Origin of the sequence: Salibaculum halophilum (assembly GCF_002094885.1) — a bacterium.
Taxonomy (GTDB): Bacteria; Pseudomonadota; Alphaproteobacteria; order Rhodobacterales; family Rhodobacteraceae; genus Salibaculum; species Salibaculum halophilum.
On the sequence record NZ_MSIT01000006.1, the window covers coordinates 30,791 to 47,707 of the forward strand.

Sequence of the window (16,917 nt, forward strand, 5' to 3'; positions counted from 1 at the left end):
CATCTCAAGGGGTAATTTGCCGGTCGCGCGGCGCGCGCGGGCGCCGCCGCCATAGCCATGCCAGCGCCACCAGTCCGAGGCCGATCACTGCAAAGGCCACCTTCGGCGTCTCGCCGAAGAACACGTGGTTCAGCCCCCGCCCGGGCAAGAGCGTCAGCAGGCCCGTGACGCCCACCGCGCCGAACCAGACCGATTGCATGGCGATGCGGTGCCCCCGCACGTCGCCGCGGCGGATCAGCCGCACACCATCGAGCACGCCCCATATCGCCAACGGGCAAAGCAGGTGAATCGGGCCGAAGGGGCCGACAAGCGCGAAGCGGGCGGGAATGAAGAACCCGCTGATTGCCAGCACCAGCATCGAGACCACCCAGGCATAGCCCAGCCGCCTGTGCCAGCGGTCGCGGCGGCTGCGAAAGAGCGCGACGGGCCCCAGCAGCAGGGCCGGCAGGGCAGCGGCGACGTGCAACTGGATGACAAGCGGGGCGTATAGGATCGGATCGAGGGTCATTTGGCCTCCTGACTGTGGACGGGGTTGTATTGTCGCCGGATCGGCTTGGCCCTACCCTTGAGCCAGCCCCGGTCCGGGGCTCAACATCGATTCCGCGAAAGGACGGGGCCGCTTCGTGAGTGACACGCGCCAGTCATCCGCGCTTCGTGAATGGCGGGGCCACATGGGGCACCCGGTCACGCTGGCCGGGCTGGCTGCGGCGGGCCTTGTCCTGGCCCTGGCCGGGCCGTTCGGCACGGATGGCGTTGCGCTGACCACCCGGCTGGCCTACTGGCCCCTACTGGTCGTCGCGACCTACGGCGCCGCGGCGCTGGTGAACACGACGCTTGCGCCCGTGACCCGGGCACGGCCCTTCTGGCAGGACGTGGTGCTGACCGGGCTGGTGGCGGGCGCAGTGGTGGCTATCATCGTGCTGGCGGTGAACCGGGCCGCCTTCGGCATCTGGCCCGACCGGGATGACCTGCCGGGCTTTCTCGGCACGCTCGTCGCGATCACGTTGGTGGTCAACGCGGTTGTCGCGCTCGGCTCGCGCCATGGGCCGACCGCGCGGGACGCAACCGGGCCACCGCCGATCCTGCAGCGCCTGCCACTGGACAAGCGCGCCCCGCTGGTGGCGCTTTCGGTCGAGGACCACTATGTCCGCATACGGACATTGAAGGGCGAGGAGATGGTGCTGATGCGACTGGCCGATGCCATGCGCGAGGTGGGCGACACCCCTGGCGCGCAGGTGCATCGCTCGCACTGGGTGGGCTTCGGGCAGGTGCGCGCGGCCCGGCGCGACGGCGACCGCGCCCTCCTGACCATGGCCAAGGGGCCGGAGATCCCGGTCAGCCGCGCCAACCTGCCCAAGATAAAGGAGGCGGGGCTGCTGCCCCGGTAGGCCATGGTCGAGTGGATCACCTCGGACGGGCTGACGGACTACGAGGCCGCCGTCACCTTCATGGAGGAAAGGGCCGTCGCCATCGCCGCGGGCCGGTCCGTGGAGTGTATATGGCTGGTGGAACATCCGCCGCTTTACACCGCCGGCACCAGTGCCCGGCCAGCCGACCTGGTCGATCCGGGGCGGTTTCCCGTGCACATGAGCCGGCGCGGCGGGCAGTATACCTATCACGGGCCCGGCCAGCGGGTGGCCTATGTCATGCTCGACGTGGGCCGGCGCGGGCGCGACGTGCGCTGTTTCGTGCGCGACCTGGAACGCTGGGTCATCGCCACGCTGGACAGTTTCAACATCACCGGCGAGGTGCGACCGGGCCGCGTCGGCGTCTGGGTGGAGCGCCCCGAAAAGCCCCCCCTGCCCGACGGCAGCCCGCGCGAGGACAAGATCGCCGCCATCGGCATCCGCCTGCGCAAATGGGTCAGCTTTCACGGCATCAGCATCAACGTCGAGCCGGACCTGGACCATTTCAGCGGCATCGTGCCCTGCGGCATCGCGGACCACGGGGTGACCTCGCTGGTCGACCTCGGCCGGCCCGTCACCATGGCGGACCTGGACGTCGCCCTGCGCCGGAACTTCGACGCGGTATTTGGCCCGGCGGCGGGCGCGGCCGCGGATACCTGAGTCTTTCTGATGTCATCAATCTCTCACGTCTCTGACATCGGCTTGGACTACGTGATAACGTATCCATTTAACCCGTTCCGAGAGGAGAGACCGATGAAAGATATCGACACCGTGAACATGTCCGCCGACGACTGGGACGAGCAGAACTTTCCCCGCCCCGACACCAACGAGTTCGACCGGGTGGTCGAGCGCGCCATCTCGCGCCGCGGCTTTCTGGGCGGCGTGCTGGCCTTCGGGTCGGGGGCCGCGGCCATGGGCACCGGCCTGCTGAGCGGCACCTCGGCCGAGGCGCAGGCGGCCACCAACCGCTTCCCCTTCACCCCCATCGACATCCAGACCGATTTCGACGTGCATCTGCCCGAGGGCTATTCCTGGCACACGATGATGCGCTGGGGCGATCCGCTGTTCTCGGATGCCACGGGCTATGACGTGAACGCCGGTGGCGGCCCGGTCGAGGGCTCGGACCGAGTCTTCGGCGAGAACACCGACGGGATGGAGACCTTCTCGCTGAACGGCCGCACGATCCTCGCCATCAACAGCGAATACACCAACCGCGGCACCAACCTGCCGGCCGATCAGGAGGGCGTGCCCGCCAACGCCGGCGACGTGCGCAAGCTGCAGAACCTGCAGGGCGTGACCGTGGTGGAAGTGGCCGAGGGCGAGACCGGCTGGTCCATCGTTACCGACAGCCCCTACAACCGCCGCATCCATCACAACACGCCCATGCAGATCACGGGCCCCGCTGCCGGGCACGACCTTCTCAAGACCGCGGCCGATCCGACCGGCACGCAGAGCCTGGGCACCATGAACAACTGCGGCTCGGGCCGCACGCCCTGGGGCACCTACCTGACCTGCGAGGAAAACTTCAACGGCTACTTCGGCTCAACCGCCGAGGCGCAGGACCAGAAGCCCAACGCGCTGGTCGACGGCTATGCCCGCTACGGCATCGGCACCGATGGCTGGGGCTACGATTACCACAAGTGGGACGCGCGCTTCGACACCGCGCAGAACCCCAACGAACCGCACCGCGCCGGCTGGGTCGTCGAGATCGACCCGACCGATCCCGAGAGCACGCCGGTCAAGCACACCGGGCTGGGCCGCTTCAAGCACGAGAACGCCGAGGTCGTGCTGGCCGCCGACGGGCGCGTGGTCGTCTACATGGGCGACGACGAGCGCGGCGAGTTCATGTACAAGTTCGTCTCCAATGGCGCTTATGCGCCCGGCGGGCCGACCGAGGGCCTGCTGGACGACGGCACGCTCTACGTGGCCAAGTTCAACGACGACCAGACCGGCGAATGGCTGCCCCTGACCCCCGAAACCACGGGGATGGACAGCGAGGCCGAGATCCGCATCTTCGCGCGCAAGGCCGGCTCGGCCGTGGGCGCGACCACCATGGACCGCCCCGAGTGGATTTCGGTGAACCCGCACGCGGTCGAGGGCTACTGCTGCCTGACCAACAATCGCAACCGCGGCGTCAAGCCCAACGCCGGCGGCGACGCGACCCCCGTGGGCGGCCCCAACCCGCGCGAGGTCAACCACTACGGCCAGATCGTGCGCTGGCAGCCGCATGGCGACGATCACGCCGCCGAGACCTTCGACTGGGACCTCTACGTGATGGCCGGCAACCCGACGGTGCATGACGACGCCTACGCCGGCTCGTCCAACATCACCCCGGGCAACATGTTCAACTCGCCCGACGGGATGGCCTTCGACAGCAGCGGCCTGGTCTGGATCCAGACCGACGGCGATTACGACAACGAAGGCGATTTCGAAGGCATGGGCAACAACCAGATGCTGGTGGGCGACCCGGTCACGGGCGAGATCGCGCGCTTCATGACCGGCCCCTACGGCTGCGAGGTAACGGGGCTGTGCTGGTCGAACGACCGCCGCACCATGTTCGTGGGCATCCAGCACCCGGGCGGCAGCTGGCCCGACGGTGAGGGGCTGCCCCGCTCCTCGGTGATCGCGGTCAAGCGCGACGACAACGCGGTTCTCGGCTGAACAACCGGCCGGACACCGCGACCGGAAAGCCTTTGCCGATGGCACGGCGGGCCGCCCCCTCGGGGCGGCCCGTTCGCGTTTGCCCGTGGTCGTGCTCCGGGGTGACCGCGAATGGCGTCATAAATCCCGGCAACTTGATCTGCGTCAACGCGATCGCCGCCGGACCCTGTCATCCGCATGACCGGAAAAGCGACACTGCGCCATTTTAACCCATGCGTTTCCCGGCATGGGTTGTTGCCTCGTTCTCTGCGCCGCTCTACAACCCCCACTAACGGGGGAGTCTGCGCTGACTCGTCCGAGCAAGAGGTTTTGCAGAGGAGCGCCACATGGCAGACGCCGCCATCCACGGCCACGAACACGAGGACAACCGGGGGTTTTTCACCCGCTGGTTCATGTCCACCAATCACAAGGATATCGGCATCCTGTACCTCTGGGTGTCGGGGATCGTCGGGTTCATATCGGTGGCCTTCACCGTCTACATGCGCCTCGAGCTCATGGAGCCCGGCGTGCAGTACATGTGCCTCGAAGGCGCCCGTTTCACAGCGGCCGCGGCGGCGGAATGCACGCCCAACGGGCACCTCTGGAACGTCATGATCACCTACCACGGGGTGCTGATGATGTTCTTCGTGGTCATCCCGGCGCTCTTCGGGGGCTTCGGTAACTACCTGATGCCGCTTCAGATCGGCGCGCCGGACATGGCCTTTCCGCGCATGAACAACCTGTCGTTCTGGATGTTCGTGGCCGGCGTCGCGCTCGGCGTTGCCTCGATGCTGGCCCCCGGCGGGAACGGCCAAGCGGGCGCCGGCGTCGGCTGGGTTATGTATCCGCCGCTGTCGACCTCCTCGGCGGGCATCTCGATGGACCTGGCCATTTTCGCGGTGCACGTCTCTGGCGCCTCGTCCATCCTGGGTGCGATCAACATCATCACCACCTTCCTGAACATGCGCGCCCCGGGCATGACCCTGCACAAGGTGCCGCTGTTCGCCTGGTCGATCTTCGTGACCGGGTGGCTGATCCTGCTGGCTCTGCCGGTGCTGGCCGGCGCCATCACCATGCTGCTGATGGACCGCAACTTCGGCACGACCTTCTTCGACCCCGCGGGCGGTGGCGACCCGGTGCTCTACCAGCACATTCTGTGGTTTTTCGGTCACCCAGAGGTTTACATCATCATCATTCCCGCCTTCGGGATCATCAGCCACGTCATCGCCACCTTCAGCCGCAAGCCGATCTTCGGTTACCTGCCCATGGTCTACGCCATGGTCGCCATCGGCGTGCTGGGCTTCGTCGTCTGGGCGCACCACATGTACACCGTGGGCATGTCGCTGACCCAGCAAAGCTACTTCATGCTGGCGACGATGGTGATCGCGGTGCCGACCGGGGTGAAGATCTTCAGCTGGATCGCGACGATGTGGGGTGGCTCGATCGACTTCAAGACGCCGATGTACTGGGCCTTCGGCTTCCTCTTCCTGTTCACTGTGGGCGGTGTCACCGGCATCGTGCTGTCGCAGGCAGGCGTAGACAGGGCCTATCACGACACCTACTACGTCGTGGCCCACTTTCACTACGTGATGAGCCTCGGGGCCGTCTACGGCATCTTCGCCGGCATCTACTTCTACATGCCCAAGTTCTCGGGCAAGAAGTTCCCAGAGTGGGTCGGCAAGACGCACTTCTGGACGATGTTCATCGGCTCGAACCTGACGTTCTTCCCGCAGCACTTCCTCGGGCGTCAGGGCATGCCGCGCCGCTACATCGACTACCCGGAGGCTTTCGCCACCTGGAATTACGTCAGCTCTATCGGCGCTTTCATCGCCTTCGCGTCGTTCCTGTTCTTCATCGTGATGCTGTTCAAGCTGCTGCTGAGCCCGAAGAACTCCACCGAGAACAATCCGTGGAACGAATGGGCCGACACGCTGGAATGGACCCTGCCCTCGCCGCCGCCCGAACACACTTTCGAGCAGCTGCCCCGGCAAGAGGACTGGGACAAGGAACACGCCCACTAGCGGGGCCACATCCGAACCTCTCGGGGCCCCGGACTTCCGGGGCCCCTTTTAATTTGCGACCGCCGTGTCATCCGACCGGCGGTGCGCCACCAAAATTCTGGAATTTTGGTCATGCCCTACGAATGGACAACCCCCGATGCGCCCGACGGGCCGCGCGCCGAATTACACCTGTGGCCCTACCGGTCGCTGCTGCGCCGGGATTTCGTGATCTTCATATCGCTGACCGGGGCGCTGGTGCTGGTGCCGCTTCTGGCGGTGATCGGCTCGCCCGTGCTCTGGGGGATCCTGCCATTCATCCTGCTGATGCTGACCGGGGTCTGGTGGGGACTGTCCCGCTCCTACCGCGATGGCGAGATCGTCGAGGAACTGCGCCTGTGGTCCGACCGGATGGAACTGGACCGCCACGACCGCAAGACCGGCCACCGCAACTGGGCGGCCAACCCATACTGGGTCCAAGTCAGGATGCACCAGGACGGGCCCGTCCCGAATTACGTCACCCTCAAGGGCGCGGGCCGCGAGGTCGAACTGGGGGCCTTCCTGTCAGAGGAGGAACGTGCAACGCTCTTCGATGACCTGCAAATCCGCCTCGCGCAGCTGTCAGCCATGACAATGCGGCCCGATCCCTGAAAGTGGTGCCCGGCCGGTCGCCGTGCTAGCCCAGCCGGTCCTTGACCATGGGGCCGACCTTGCCGAAATCCATTCGGCCCGCGTACTGCGTCTTCAGCTTGCTCATGACCTTGCCCATGTCGCGCAGGGTCTCGGCGCCGACCTCGGCGATGGCCTTGTCGACGGCCCTAGTGATCGCGCCCTCGTCCATCTGCCGGGGCAGGAACTCCTCGATCACGGCAATCTCGGCGCGTTCCTTCTCGGCCAATTCCAGCCGGCCGCCCTCTTCGTAGGCGTGGGCGCTTTCCTGGCGCTGCTTGACCATCTTGCCCAGGATCGCCAGCACTTCGGCGTCGCTGACACCCTCTTCGGCGCCGTCCCCACGCAGGGCGATATCGCGGTCCTTAATCGCCGCGTTGATCAGGCGCAACGTCGCCAGCCGCTCGCTGTCCTTGGCCCGCATCGCCGCCTTGAGGGCGGTGTTCAGGCGTTTGCGCAAATCCATTCTGTCAGTCCCCGGTTGCGGCCATCGTCCTCGGCACGAGACCGCAGCCTAGCGCATTTCCCGACAGCCTCACAAGCGCCGGATTGGCCGGTTGACGCGGCGGCCTTGACCCTATCCGGCCCCGCTCGTAAACCCCGTTCAGTCCGCCACAGGGGAGTCGCGCAGCATGGGCCGTTTCGAGACCGCCAAACCGACCGCGTGCCTGGTCCTTGCGGACGGCAGTGTCTTCTACGGCACGGGGTTCGGGGCGACCGGACAGACCACGGCCGAACTGTGTTTCAACACCGCCATGACCGGCTATCAGGAGATCATGACCGACCCCTCCTATGCCGGACAGGTCGTGACCTTCACCTTCCCCCATGTCGGCAACGTCGGCGTCAATCCCGAGGACGACGAAACCGCCGACCCAGTGGCCGCGGGCATGGTGGTCCGCTGGGACCCGACCGATCCTTCGAACTGGCGCGCCACCGAACGGCTCGAGGCCTGGCTGGCCAAGCGCGGGCGCATCGGAATCGGCGGCGTCGACACCCGGCGCCTGACCCGGGCGATCCGCCAGCAGGGGGCACCGCACGTCGCGCTGGCCCATGACCCGGCCGGCGACTTCGACCTTGACGCGCTGTTGGCCGCCGCGCGCGGGTTCTCGGGGCTCGAAGGGATGGACCTCGCGCGCGAGGTGACCTGCACCCAGTCCTACCGCTGGGACGAGATGCGCTGGGCCTGGCCCGAGGGCTATGCCCGCCAGACAAAGGCGCGCCACCGGGTCGTGGCCATCGACTACGGCGCCAAGCGCAACATCCTGCGCTGCCTGGCCAGCGCCGGCTGCGAGGTCACGGTCCTGCCCGCCACGGCCACGGCCGAGGATGTCCTGGCGCTGGCCCCCGACGGGCTGTTCCTGTCCAACGGCCCCGGCGACCCGGCCGCAACCGGGGCCTATGCGGTGCCGATGATACGCGAGGTTCTGGACAGGACGGCCTTGCCCGTCTTCGGCATCTGTCTTGGCCACCAGATGCTGGCACTAGCGCTGGGGGCGCAGACGGTCAAGATGAACCACGGCCACCACGGCGCCAATCACCCGGTCAAGGACCTGGGCACCGGCAAGGTCGAGATCACCTCGATGAACCACGGCTTTACGGTCGACAGCCAGACCCTGCCCACGGGCGTGCGCGAAACGCATGTCTCGCTCTTCGACGGCTCCAATTGCGGAGTCGCGCTGGACGACCGCCCGGTGTTCTCGGTTCAGTATCACCCCGAGGCCAGCCCCGGCCCGATGGACAGCTACTACCTCTTCGAACGCTTCGCCAAGGCGATGGACGCGCGCGCGGCTTAAAGCCGGCGCTGCCTGCACATCGCGACCCGTCGCGCCGCACAACCCAAAGTTTATTAACCAGCCGTTAACCAAAGTTATCCCACGGTTATCCACGGGACGAACTGGTTAACGGGGCGGGAATGACCCTCACACTCAGGCACAGGTCGACCGCGCGCGGCCGGCCTGCGCAGGGCGACGCGGACGCAGTGCCGGGCCTGACAGGTCTGGACCACGCGGCGCGGGCGGCGGCCCTGGCGCGGCGGACCCGCGCGCAGGCAGGCCCGGCACAGACTCTGCAAACGGTCGACACCACGCATCTGAGAGCCGACCCCCGGCTCGTGCGCACCCTGGGCGAGCATCTTTGCCTGGCGCGGCGGATGCTGCCCCTGCGTTACCTCGCCGGCACGCTGGTGCTTCTGGTCGACCCGGCGGGGGCCGAAACCCCGCCCGATGTATCCGATCTGCCCGGGTTCAAGGCGTGCACAATCCGCCTGGTGCCCTGCCCGCCCGACCAGATGGACGCGCAGCTCGCCCTGGCCTGCCCTACCGCCCTTCAGGACATGGCCGAACGCCGGACACCGCTGCACGAGAGTTGCCGCGGCTGGCGCGTGTGCCGGGCGCGCGGGATCGGGGCCATTGGCCTGCTGGCCGCGCTGGGCGGCCTGATGACCTGGCCCGCCACGAGCTTCGCGCTGCTGCTCGGATGGGGTGTCCTGACCCTTGTCATCATGATTGCGCTCAAGCTTGTCGCCACGGTCCTGTTCCTGCGGCGTCCACCCGAGACACCCCCGCCCCGTCCGCTTGCCATGCGCGACCTGCCGACGGTCTCGGTTCTTGTGCCGCTTTTCAAGGAACGCGACATCGCCACGGCACTGATCGCGCGGCTGCGGCGCCTCGACTACCCGGACCAGAAACTCGACATCTGCCTGGTCGTCGAACGCGACGACAGGCTGACCCGCGCGACCGTGGCGCATGCTGACCTGCCGCGCCACATGCGGGTGATCGAGGTGCCGCCGGGCACGCTCCAGACCAAGCCGCGGGCGCTGAATTACGCCCTGAATTTCGCCCGTGGCACCATCGTCGGCGTCCTCGATGCCGAGGATGCCCCCGACCCGGCCCAGATCCGCATGGTGGTCAACCGCTTTGCCGCGCGCGATGGACGCGTGGCCTGCCTGCAGGGGCGGCTGGACTATTACAACAGCCGCGCCAACTGGCTGGCGCGCTGCTTCACGATCGAATACGCGACCTGGTTCCGCATCGTTCTGCCCGGGATCCAGAAACTGGGGCTGGCCGTGCCGCTGGGCGGTACGACGCTGTTCTTTCGACGCGAGATCCTCGAATCCCTGGGCGGATGGGACGCCCACAACGTAACCGAGGACGCGGACCTCGGCATCCGCCTCGCCCGTCACGGCTATCGCACCGAGATCCTGGAAACGGTGACCGAGGAAGAGGCCAACGCCCGCGCCTGGCCCTGGGTCAAGCAACGCTCGCGCTGGCTCAAGGGCTACGCGCTGACCTGGGCGGTGCACATGCGCCGGCCCCGGCAGCTCTGGCGCGACCTCGGCCCGCGCGCCTTCCTGGGGGTGCAGTTGCTGTTTCTGGGCACGCTCAGTCAATTCGTGCTGATGCCGGCGCTCTGGTCGCTCTGGCTGATCGCGCTGGGTCTGCCGCATCCCCTCTCGGGGGTCGTGGCCGGCCCGGTCGCACTGGCACTGGCACTCCTCTTCATCGGCGCGGAGGTCATCGGCGCCGGCATTTCCGCGCTGGCGGTACGGGACGCGGGAAAGCCCGATCTGATGAAATGGGCACCGACACTGCATGTCTATTTCCCGCTGGCCGCGCTGGCCGCCTACAAGGGGTTGCTGGAACTGGCCAGCCGCCCCTTTTACTGGGACAAGACCGCCCATGGCATCTTCGCCCCGGGCCCGCGGCGGCCCACGGCACAGCGGACCCTCATGGCATCGCGTCTCCGGCCTCGGCATCCAGCCGCAGCCGAATGACGAAGGCCTGGCTGATGTGCTCGCGCAGCGCGGCATCGGCGGCGTCGCCATCGCCCGCCTCGATGGCGCGCACGATGCGCTCGTGTTCTTCCAGCGTGTCCACCGTGCGCCCCTCGGCCGCGATCGAGGTCGAGGCCAGCAGCGCCATCGACCGGTGCACGAGATCGAGCTGCTGCACCAGGTAGCGGTTGTGGCTGGCCAGGTGGATCTGCTTGTGAAAGCGGCGGTTGGCCCGTGCCATGGCCTCGGGGTCGTCCTGCAGCTTGCGGTCGGCCTCCAGCATATCGCGCAGCACGTGCTTTTCCTCGGGCGTGGCGTGACGCGCGGCCAGCCGCGCGGCCAGCCCCTCCAGTTCGCCGCGCACGACGTAAAGCTCGCTGAGTTGCGAATGATCCAATGACGCCACGATCAGCGACCGGCCGTCTCGTGTCAGCAGGCTCTGGGTTTCCAGCCGCTGCAGGGCTTCGCGGATCGGCGTGCGCGACACGCCGAACCGGTCGGCCAGCTCGCTTTCCACCAGGCGGCTGCCCGGCTTGTAGACTCCGGTGTCGATCGCCTCGAGGATCAGTTGATAGGCGTCCTTCTGAGGCGTTTTCAGCTCGACCATGGTGCATTCCCTTCACGTCTCGACAAACCGTATCCCGTTGCACCCGATTGTATCAAGTCGGACGGATTGCCGCTCCCGCGACTCCGCATTAAGTAGCGCGGCATGGTCAAAGCTGCATTTTCCCACGTCCGCGCCTGGGTCTTCGACCTGGACAACACCCTCTACCCGCCCGAGACGGGCCTGTTCGCCCAGATCGAGCCGCGCATGACCGCCTATGTCGCCCACGCCGCCGGGGTCGACCTTGACGAGGCCGACCGCCTGCGCGACCTCTACTGGCGGCAGTACGGGACCACGCTGGCCGGGCTGATGGCCGAACACGATGTGGACCCGGGCCCCTATCTCGACGAGGTCCACGAGATCGATTTTTCCGTGCTGGACCCCGCCCCCGACCTGGCCCGCGCCATCGCCGCCCTGCCAGGACGCAGGATCGTCTATACCAACGGCTGCGAACCCTACGCCCGCAACGTGCTGGCCGCGCGCGGGCTTACGGACGTCTTCGACGCGGTCTACGGCGTCGAACATGCCGGCTTCCGCCCCAAGCCGGAACAGGCGGCGTTCGAGGCGGTCTTCGCCCTGGACGACCTGCCGGCAGAGCGCGGGGCCATGTTCGAGGATGACACCCGCAACCTGGCGGCGCCGCATGCCATGGGAATGCGCACCGTCCATGTCGCGCCGCAGCCGGCGCATCACGACCATATCCACCACCACACCGACAACCTGGCGGCCTTCTTGTCGCAGCTTGTCTGAGTTTGCTTCCCACGGCCCGCGCGCGCGCCTATGTCTGGCCCATGGAACAGGCTGACATCTTCATCTCGGGCGGCGGAGTGGCCGGGCTGACGGCCGCCGCCGCCTTCGGCAGCGCGGGCTTCTCTGTGATCCTGGCCGATCCGGTCCCACCGGTCACGGATGCCGGCTCGGAGGGCGCCGATCTGCGCACGACGGCCCTGATGCAGCCCGCGCGCGCCCTGCTGGCGCGGGCCGATGTCTGGGACCGGCTTTCTCCCCATGCCGCGCCCCTGCAGGTCATGCGCATCGTCGACGCGGGCGGCCCGACGCCCGAACCCCGCGTGACCCGCGATTTCGACGCCGCAGACATTTCCGACGCACCGTTCGGCTGGAACTTTTCCAATCTTGTGCTGCGCGACCACCTGGTCGGTCGCCTGTCCGAGTTGCACAATGTCGACTTCCGCCCCGGCACCGGCTTCAAGTCCATGGTCACGCGCGAGGCCGAGGCGCTGGTCACGCTGTCCGATGACAGCCGCCTGCGCGCCCGGCTGGTGATCGGCGCGGATGGCCGCGACTCGCCCGTTCGGCGGGCGGCCGGGATCGGCGCAACGACCACGCGCTACGGGCAGAAAGCGATCGTCTTCGCTGTCACCCACCCGCAACCCCACGACAACATCTCGACAGAGGTGCACCGCGCGGGCGGGCCCTTCACCCTGGTCCCGCTGCCCGACCTGGATGGCACGCCCAGTTCGGCCGTTGTCTGGATGGACAGCGGCCCGGAATGCCAACGCCGGATGGCCCTGTACGACACCGCCTTCGAGGCCGAGGCGACGGAGCGCTCGGCCGGGGTCAGCGGGCCGTTGACACTGGCCGGCCGGCGCATCGTGTGGCCCATCATCAGCCAGCTGGCCGACCGGATGCAGGGTGAGCGCACTGCGCTACTGGCCGAGGCCGCGCATGTCGTCCCGCCCATCGGGGCGCAAGGGCTGAACATGTCGCTGGCCGATCTGACCTGCCTGCTGGACCTGGCCGAGCAGCACCCCGACCACCTTGGCGACGCGCGAATGCTGGCCGACTATCACCGCCGGCGCCACGCGGAGGTAGCGCTGCGGGTGCGCGGGGTGGACGCGCTCAACCGCGCCTCCATGGCCGGGACGCCCATCCTGCGCGACCTGCGCGCCCGGGGGCTTTCGGCGCTCTACGGCATCGCGCCGCTTCGCCGCACACTCATGCAGGTGGGGTTGGGCGCACGCGGCTGACCACCGCCCCCGGGTGGCCCTTTCGGACGCGCCCGCTTACCCGATGCGGTCGCGCCAGCCATGTTGCGGCTTGAATCCGACCATCCGTTTCGCCTTGGCGTTGGAATAGAAGGTGTCGAAGCGCCCAATCTCGCCCTTGACCGGAACGCCCTTGTAGAATTCGTCGATCACCTGCGCGCTGGGTATCCCGACCGAGGTGTCGTCATTGGCCACGTTGAAGACCTCGTATCCCAGCCCGTCGGTCCGCAGGCAGCAATCCACCATGTGGCCCAGGTCGCGCGCGTCGATATAAGCGAAGATGTTGCGCCGCCGCAGCGCAGGGTCTTCGACGAAATCGGGAAACATCGCGGCGTATTCGTGCGGTTCGATCACGTTGTTGATCCGGAGCCCGTAAATGTCCGAGCCCGACCGCGCCTGAAAGGAGCGCGCCGTCGCTTCGTTGCAGACCTTGGACATGGCATAGCTGTCATGGGGCACCGTGGGGTGGTCCTCGTCCACGGGCACGTAGTCGGGCTTGAGCTCTCCGGCAGCAAAGCAGACGCCGTAGGTGGTCTCGGAACTGGCGAAGATCACCTTGGGGATGCCCAGCTTCACCGCTGCCTCGATCACGTTGTAGGTGGCCAGCGTGTTCTGCCGGAAACACTCGCCGTCCGAGCCGATGAGGATGCGCGGAACGGCGGCGAAATGCACCACAGCGTCGTAGGGCTGCGGCGGGCGATCAAGCTCGTCGAGGCCCGCCCATTGCGTCATCGCGCCCAGGACCTGGCCGCTGTCGCACAGGTCGATCAGCAACTCGTTGGTGTCGGGCAGGCCGCTGGGCACCCGGTCGATATTGACCACGTCATGCCCCGCCTTTTGCAGGACCGGGATCGCGTGGCGCCCCGCCTTGCCGCTGCCGCCGGTGAAGAAAACACGCATGTCGGACCCCCTTCTGTTGCCGATCTGGACCCTACGCCCCTCGCACCCCGTGACAAGGGGCGGGTCGGCATGAACCGATTGCCCCGCCGGGGGGATTGCGCCACACTGCGCGCCAATCAACACGCAGAGCAGCCCCCATGTCAGATGACCTTCTCGACCCCTCCGGCTCCGGGGATTACGACGCCGCCTCCATCGAAGTGCTTGAGGGACTGGACCCGGTCCGCAAGCGCCCCGGCATGTATATCGGCGGCACCGACGATCGCGCGCTGCACCACCTGGTGGCCGAAGTGCTCGACAACGCCATGGACGAGGCCGTGGCCGGCCACGCCACCCGCATCGAGGTCGAGCTTCACGCGGACAATTCCATCACCATCCGGGACAACGGCCGCGGCATTCCCATCGACCCGCATCCGAAGTTTCCCGACAAATCCGCGCTCGAGGTGATCCTGTGCACCCTGCACGCGGGCGGCAAGTTCGGCGGCAAGGCCTACCAGACATCGGGCGGGCTGCACGGTGTCGGCGCCTCGGTGGTCAATGCGCTGTCGGAGTCCATGGTCGTGCAGGTGGCGCGCAACAAGACGCTGCACGAACAGCGGTTTGCCCGCGGCAAGCCGCTGGGGCCGATCGAACAGGTCGGGCAGGCCCCGAACCGGCGCGGCACAACGGTCACCTTTCACCCCGACCCCGAGATCTTCGGCAGCCACCGGTTCAAGCCCGCGCGGCTCTTCGGGTCGATCCGGTCCAAGGCCTATCTCTTCTCGGGCGTCGAAATTCGCTGGAAATCGGCACTCGATGACGGCGAAACCCCGACCGAGGCGACCTTTCACTTCCCCGGCGGGCTGGCCGACTACCTGCGCGAGACGCTGGGCGCGTCGGCGACCTACTCGGACAAGCCATTTTCCGGCACCGTGGATTTCCAGGAGAAATTCAACACCCCCGGCAAGGTCGAATGGGCCATCCACTGGACGCCCAGCCGCGACGGGTTCCTGCAGAGCTACTGCAACACGGTGCCCACACCCGAAGGCGGCACCCATGTCACCGGGTTCTGGGCGGCGATCCTCAAGGGGATCAAGGCCTACGGCGAGTTGGTCAACAACAAAAAGGCCGCCCAGATCACCCGCGAGGACCTGATCACCGGGGGCTGCGCGCTGGTGTCGTGCTTCATCCGCGAGCCCGAGTTCGTCGGCCAGACCAAGGACAGGCTGGCCACCGCCGAGGCGCAGCGGCTGGTCGAGAACGCCGTGCGCGACCATTTCGACAACTGGCTGGCCGCCGACACCAAGGCGGCCGGGGCCATCCTCGATTTCCTGGTCCTGCGGGCCGAGGAACGCCAGCGCCGCAAGCAGGAAAAGGAGACCGCCCGCAAGTCGGCCACGAAACGCCTGCGCCTGCCCGGCAAGCTGGTCGATTGCACGGCCACCAACCGTGGCGGCACGGAACTCTTCATCGTCGAGGGCGACAGCGCCGGCGGCTCGGCCAAGATGGCGCGCGACCGCAAGACCCAGGCCCTGCTGCCCCTGCGCGGCAAGATCCTCAACGTGCTGGGGGCGGCCAGCTCGAAGCTGGGCAGCAACGCCGAGATCAACGACTTGACGCAGGCGCTGGGCGTGGGGCTGGGCACGAAGTTCAACATCGACGACCTGCGCTACGACCGGATCATCATCATGTGCGACGCCGATGTCGACGGCGCGCATATCGCGTCATTGCTGATGACCTTCTTTTTCAGCCAGATGCGGCCCCTGATCGACGCCGGGCACCTCTACATCGCCTGTCCGCCGCTGTTCCGCGTCACGCAGGGCGCGAAGCGGCGCTACTGCCTGTCCGAGGCGGAAAAGGACGCGGCCCTTGAGGCCGGGCTGGGCGGCAAGGGCAAACTCGAGGTCAGCCGCTTCAAGGGCCTCGGCGAGATGGACGCGAAGGACCTGAAAGAGACGACGATGGACCCGGCCTCGCGCAAGCTGATCCGCGTGACCATCGACGAGGACGAGCCGGGCGAGACCGGCGACCTGGTCGAGCGGCTGATGGGCAAGAAGCCGGAACTGCGGTTTCAGTATATTTCCGAGAATGCCAGATTTGTGGAGGAGTTGGATGTTTGAGAACTATTCAGCAAGGTGAGGCAATTATGCATGTCTTATTAGACAGTTCAGTACGTCATCACGCTGTTGCCTTAAAAGGGGAGTGGGTTGAGACTGGCGAACAACTTTGGGGAGGCAAAATACCCATTCAAACCGGCTACCTACAGACTATTGAAGATGGGATACCAGTCCGAGAAACCAGAGGCGGCGACCAAACGCGATATATTGCTTCGATTGCGAGCAAGAAAGAGGAACTAGGACTTAAGTTTCACACAACTGACGCGTTGATATTCGAAACAATCAACAAACCGATTGGACAGCAATTTGGATTTACCTATGGTGACGCTTCACTCTTTGCGGGGGTCACCATTGTGAAACACGTAACGTTACCCGAGCTGCAAATTGAAATTCCCGGCGGATCGCCAATAGATGAACTGCGCCAACAGATCGAAAAACAATATTCACCAGTTTTTTCCGAGATCTGGTCGGCACTTCGTAAAATAAAAGAAACTGATAAATCTTCACAGGATGCATGGCACCTTACCTGCGCCATAGAGCTTGATATGGATGCGCTTCTCACAACTGACTCTAAGCTTCATGGCCAAATCTGTAGCATTGAAGATACGCACTTGCGAGATAGACTATTGCGACTAGTGAAACGCCCGTTCGAACTTTGCAAGCTTCTGGATATCGAGCCACTGACAGACGACGAGTTTGAACACTTCAAAGGTTCCCTCCAGCAGATATTTTAGAAAACGAACGCTCGTGTCGAGGCAATCGGGCCTAGATATAGCAAGGCATCTGGCCAGTGCGTCAGCAAACTACGAGGCCTTGACCGGATGACTTCA

15 protein-coding genes are annotated in these 16,917 nt (G+C 66.3%); 11 read left to right on the forward strand and 4 right to left on the reverse strand.

Going from position 1 to position 16,917, the window contains the following annotated elements:
- Nucleotides 1-4 precede the first annotated feature (4 nt).
- The gene (locus BU124_RS04710) at nt 5-508 is read right to left on the reverse strand and encodes a DUF2306 domain-containing protein (protein ID WP_084861303.1); all 504 of its coding nucleotides are present in this window, start codon (nt 506-508) and stop codon (nt 5-7) included.
- A gap of 115 nt (nt 509-623) precedes the next feature.
- Between BU124_RS04710 and BU124_RS04715 the strand changes: the two genes are divergently transcribed.
- From BU124_RS04715 to BU124_RS04735, 5 genes are all read left to right on the forward strand, one after another.
- Nucleotides 624-1,388 (forward strand): LytTR family DNA-binding domain-containing protein, encoded by a 765-nt coding sequence (locus BU124_RS04715; RefSeq protein WP_143529888.1) that lies wholly within the window; start codon nt 624-626, stop codon nt 1,386-1,388.
- 3 nt (nt 1,389-1,391) lie between these two features.
- Nucleotides 1,392-2,066 (forward strand): lipoyl(octanoyl) transferase LipB, encoded by a 675-nt coding sequence (lipB, locus tag BU124_RS04720; protein ID WP_084861305.1) that lies wholly within the window; start codon nt 1,392-1,394, stop codon nt 2,064-2,066.
- A gap of 93 nt (nt 2,067-2,159) precedes the next feature.
- Entirely contained in the window at nt 2,160-4,067 is a 1,908-nt protein-coding gene (locus tag BU124_RS04725) for a PhoX family protein (RefSeq protein WP_084861306.1), read from the forward strand.
- 326 nt (nt 4,068-4,393) lie between these two features.
- Entirely contained in the window at nt 4,394-6,067 is a 1,674-nt protein-coding gene (gene ctaD / locus BU124_RS04730; protein WP_084861307.1) for a cytochrome c oxidase subunit I, read from the forward strand.
- Between the two features lie 111 nt (nt 6,068-6,178).
- On the forward strand, nt 6,179-6,694 hold the full coding sequence (locus BU124_RS04735) for a DUF2244 domain-containing protein (protein ID WP_084861308.1): 516 nt from the start codon (nt 6,179-6,181) through the stop codon (nt 6,692-6,694).
- 25 nt (nt 6,695-6,719) lie between these two features.
- Here BU124_RS04735 and BU124_RS04740 read toward each other — a convergent pair whose 3' ends face one another.
- The gene (locus tag BU124_RS04740; RefSeq protein ID WP_084861309.1) at nt 6,720-7,178 is read right to left on the reverse strand and encodes a GatB/YqeY domain-containing protein; all 459 of its coding nucleotides are present in this window, start codon (nt 7,176-7,178) and stop codon (nt 6,720-6,722) included.
- Nucleotides 7,179-7,344: 166 nt separating this feature from the next.
- On the opposite strand from BU124_RS04740, the gene carA reads away from it, so the two are divergent.
- Both carA and BU124_RS04750 read left to right on the forward strand, forming a co-directional pair.
- Entirely contained in the window at nt 7,345-8,505 is a 1,161-nt protein-coding gene (gene carA / locus BU124_RS04745) for a glutamine-hydrolyzing carbamoyl-phosphate synthase small subunit (RefSeq protein WP_084861310.1), read from the forward strand.
- 119 nt (nt 8,506-8,624) lie between these two features.
- Nucleotides 8,625-10,484: a glycosyltransferase gene (locus BU124_RS04750; RefSeq protein WP_084861311.1), complete on the forward strand. Its 1,860-nt coding sequence runs from the start codon at nt 8,625-8,627 to the stop codon at nt 10,482-10,484.
- Here the strand turns inward: BU124_RS04750 and BU124_RS04755 are convergent.
- A complete protein-coding gene (locus BU124_RS04755) occupies nt 10,438-11,091 on the reverse strand; it encodes a GntR family transcriptional regulator (protein WP_084861312.1) in 654 nt (217 codons plus the stop codon). The genes BU124_RS04750 and BU124_RS04755 overlap by 47 nt on opposite strands.
- A 102-nt stretch (nt 11,092-11,193) precedes the next feature.
- On the opposite strand from BU124_RS04755, the gene BU124_RS04760 reads away from it, so the two are divergent.
- Both BU124_RS04760 and BU124_RS04765 read left to right on the forward strand, forming a co-directional pair.
- Nucleotides 11,194-11,838 (forward strand): pyrimidine 5'-nucleotidase, encoded by a 645-nt coding sequence (locus BU124_RS04760; RefSeq protein ID WP_084861313.1) that lies wholly within the window; start codon nt 11,194-11,196, stop codon nt 11,836-11,838.
- Nucleotides 11,839-11,879: 41 nt separating this feature from the next.
- Entirely contained in the window at nt 11,880-13,076 is a 1,197-nt protein-coding gene (locus BU124_RS04765) for a UbiH/UbiF family hydroxylase (protein ID WP_084861484.1), read from the forward strand.
- 36 nt (nt 13,077-13,112) lie between these two features.
- On the opposite strand, the gene BU124_RS04770 is transcribed toward BU124_RS04765, so the two are convergent.
- On the reverse strand, nt 13,113-13,994 hold the full coding sequence (locus tag BU124_RS04770; RefSeq protein ID WP_084861314.1) for an NAD-dependent epimerase/dehydratase family protein: 882 nt from the start codon (nt 13,992-13,994) through the stop codon (nt 13,113-13,115).
- Nucleotides 13,995-14,131: 137 nt separating this feature from the next.
- On the opposite strand from BU124_RS04770, the gene parE reads away from it, so the two are divergent.
- The gene (parE, locus tag BU124_RS04775; protein WP_084861315.1) at nt 14,132-16,090 is read left to right on the forward strand and encodes a DNA topoisomerase IV subunit B; all 1,959 of its coding nucleotides are present in this window, start codon (nt 14,132-14,134) and stop codon (nt 16,088-16,090) included.
- A complete protein-coding gene (locus tag BU124_RS14535; protein ID WP_143529889.1) occupies nt 16,087-16,821 on the forward strand; it encodes a hypothetical protein in 735 nt (244 codons plus the stop codon). The genes parE and BU124_RS14535 overlap by 4 nt, the downstream gene beginning before the upstream one ends.
- The last annotated feature ends 96 nt before the right edge of the window (nt 16,822-16,917 follow it).

Bases quoted from the DNA above. Each gene is read 5' to 3' on its own strand.
- BU124_RS04710 (WP_084861303.1), bottom strand. From the start codon at position 508: ATGACCCTCGATCCGATCCTATACGCCCCGCTTGTCATCCAGTTGCAC.
- lipB (WP_084861305.1), top strand. From the start codon at position 1,392: ATGGTCGAGTGGATCACCTCGGACGGGCTGACGGACTACGAGGCCGCC.
- BU124_RS04725 (WP_084861306.1), top strand. From the start codon at position 2,160: ATGAAAGATATCGACACCGTGAACATGTCCGCCGACGACTGGGACGAG.
- ctaD (WP_084861307.1), top strand. From the start codon at position 4,394: ATGGCAGACGCCGCCATCCACGGCCACGAACACGAGGACAACCGGGGG.
- BU124_RS04735 (WP_084861308.1), top strand. From the start codon at position 6,179: ATGCCCTACGAATGGACAACCCCCGATGCGCCCGACGGGCCGCGCGCC.
- BU124_RS04740 (WP_084861309.1), bottom strand. From the start codon at position 7,178: ATGGATTTGCGCAAACGCCTGAACACCGCCCTCAAGGCGGCGATGCGG.
- carA (WP_084861310.1), top strand. From the start codon at position 7,345: ATGGGCCGTTTCGAGACCGCCAAACCGACCGCGTGCCTGGTCCTTGCG.
- BU124_RS04750 (WP_084861311.1), top strand. From the start codon at position 8,625: ATGACCCTCACACTCAGGCACAGGTCGACCGCGCGCGGCCGGCCTGCG.
- BU124_RS04755 (WP_084861312.1), bottom strand. From the start codon at position 11,091: ATGGTCGAGCTGAAAACGCCTCAGAAGGACGCCTATCAACTGATCCTC.
- BU124_RS04760 (WP_084861313.1), top strand. From the start codon at position 11,194: ATGGTCAAAGCTGCATTTTCCCACGTCCGCGCCTGGGTCTTCGACCTG.
- BU124_RS04765 (WP_084861484.1), top strand. From the start codon at position 11,880: ATGGAACAGGCTGACATCTTCATCTCGGGCGGCGGAGTGGCCGGGCTG.
- BU124_RS04770 (WP_084861314.1), bottom strand. From the start codon at position 13,994: ATGCGTGTTTTCTTCACCGGCGGCAGCGGCAAGGCGGGGCGCCACGCG.
- parE (WP_084861315.1), top strand. From the start codon at position 14,132: ATGTCAGATGACCTTCTCGACCCCTCCGGCTCCGGGGATTACGACGCC.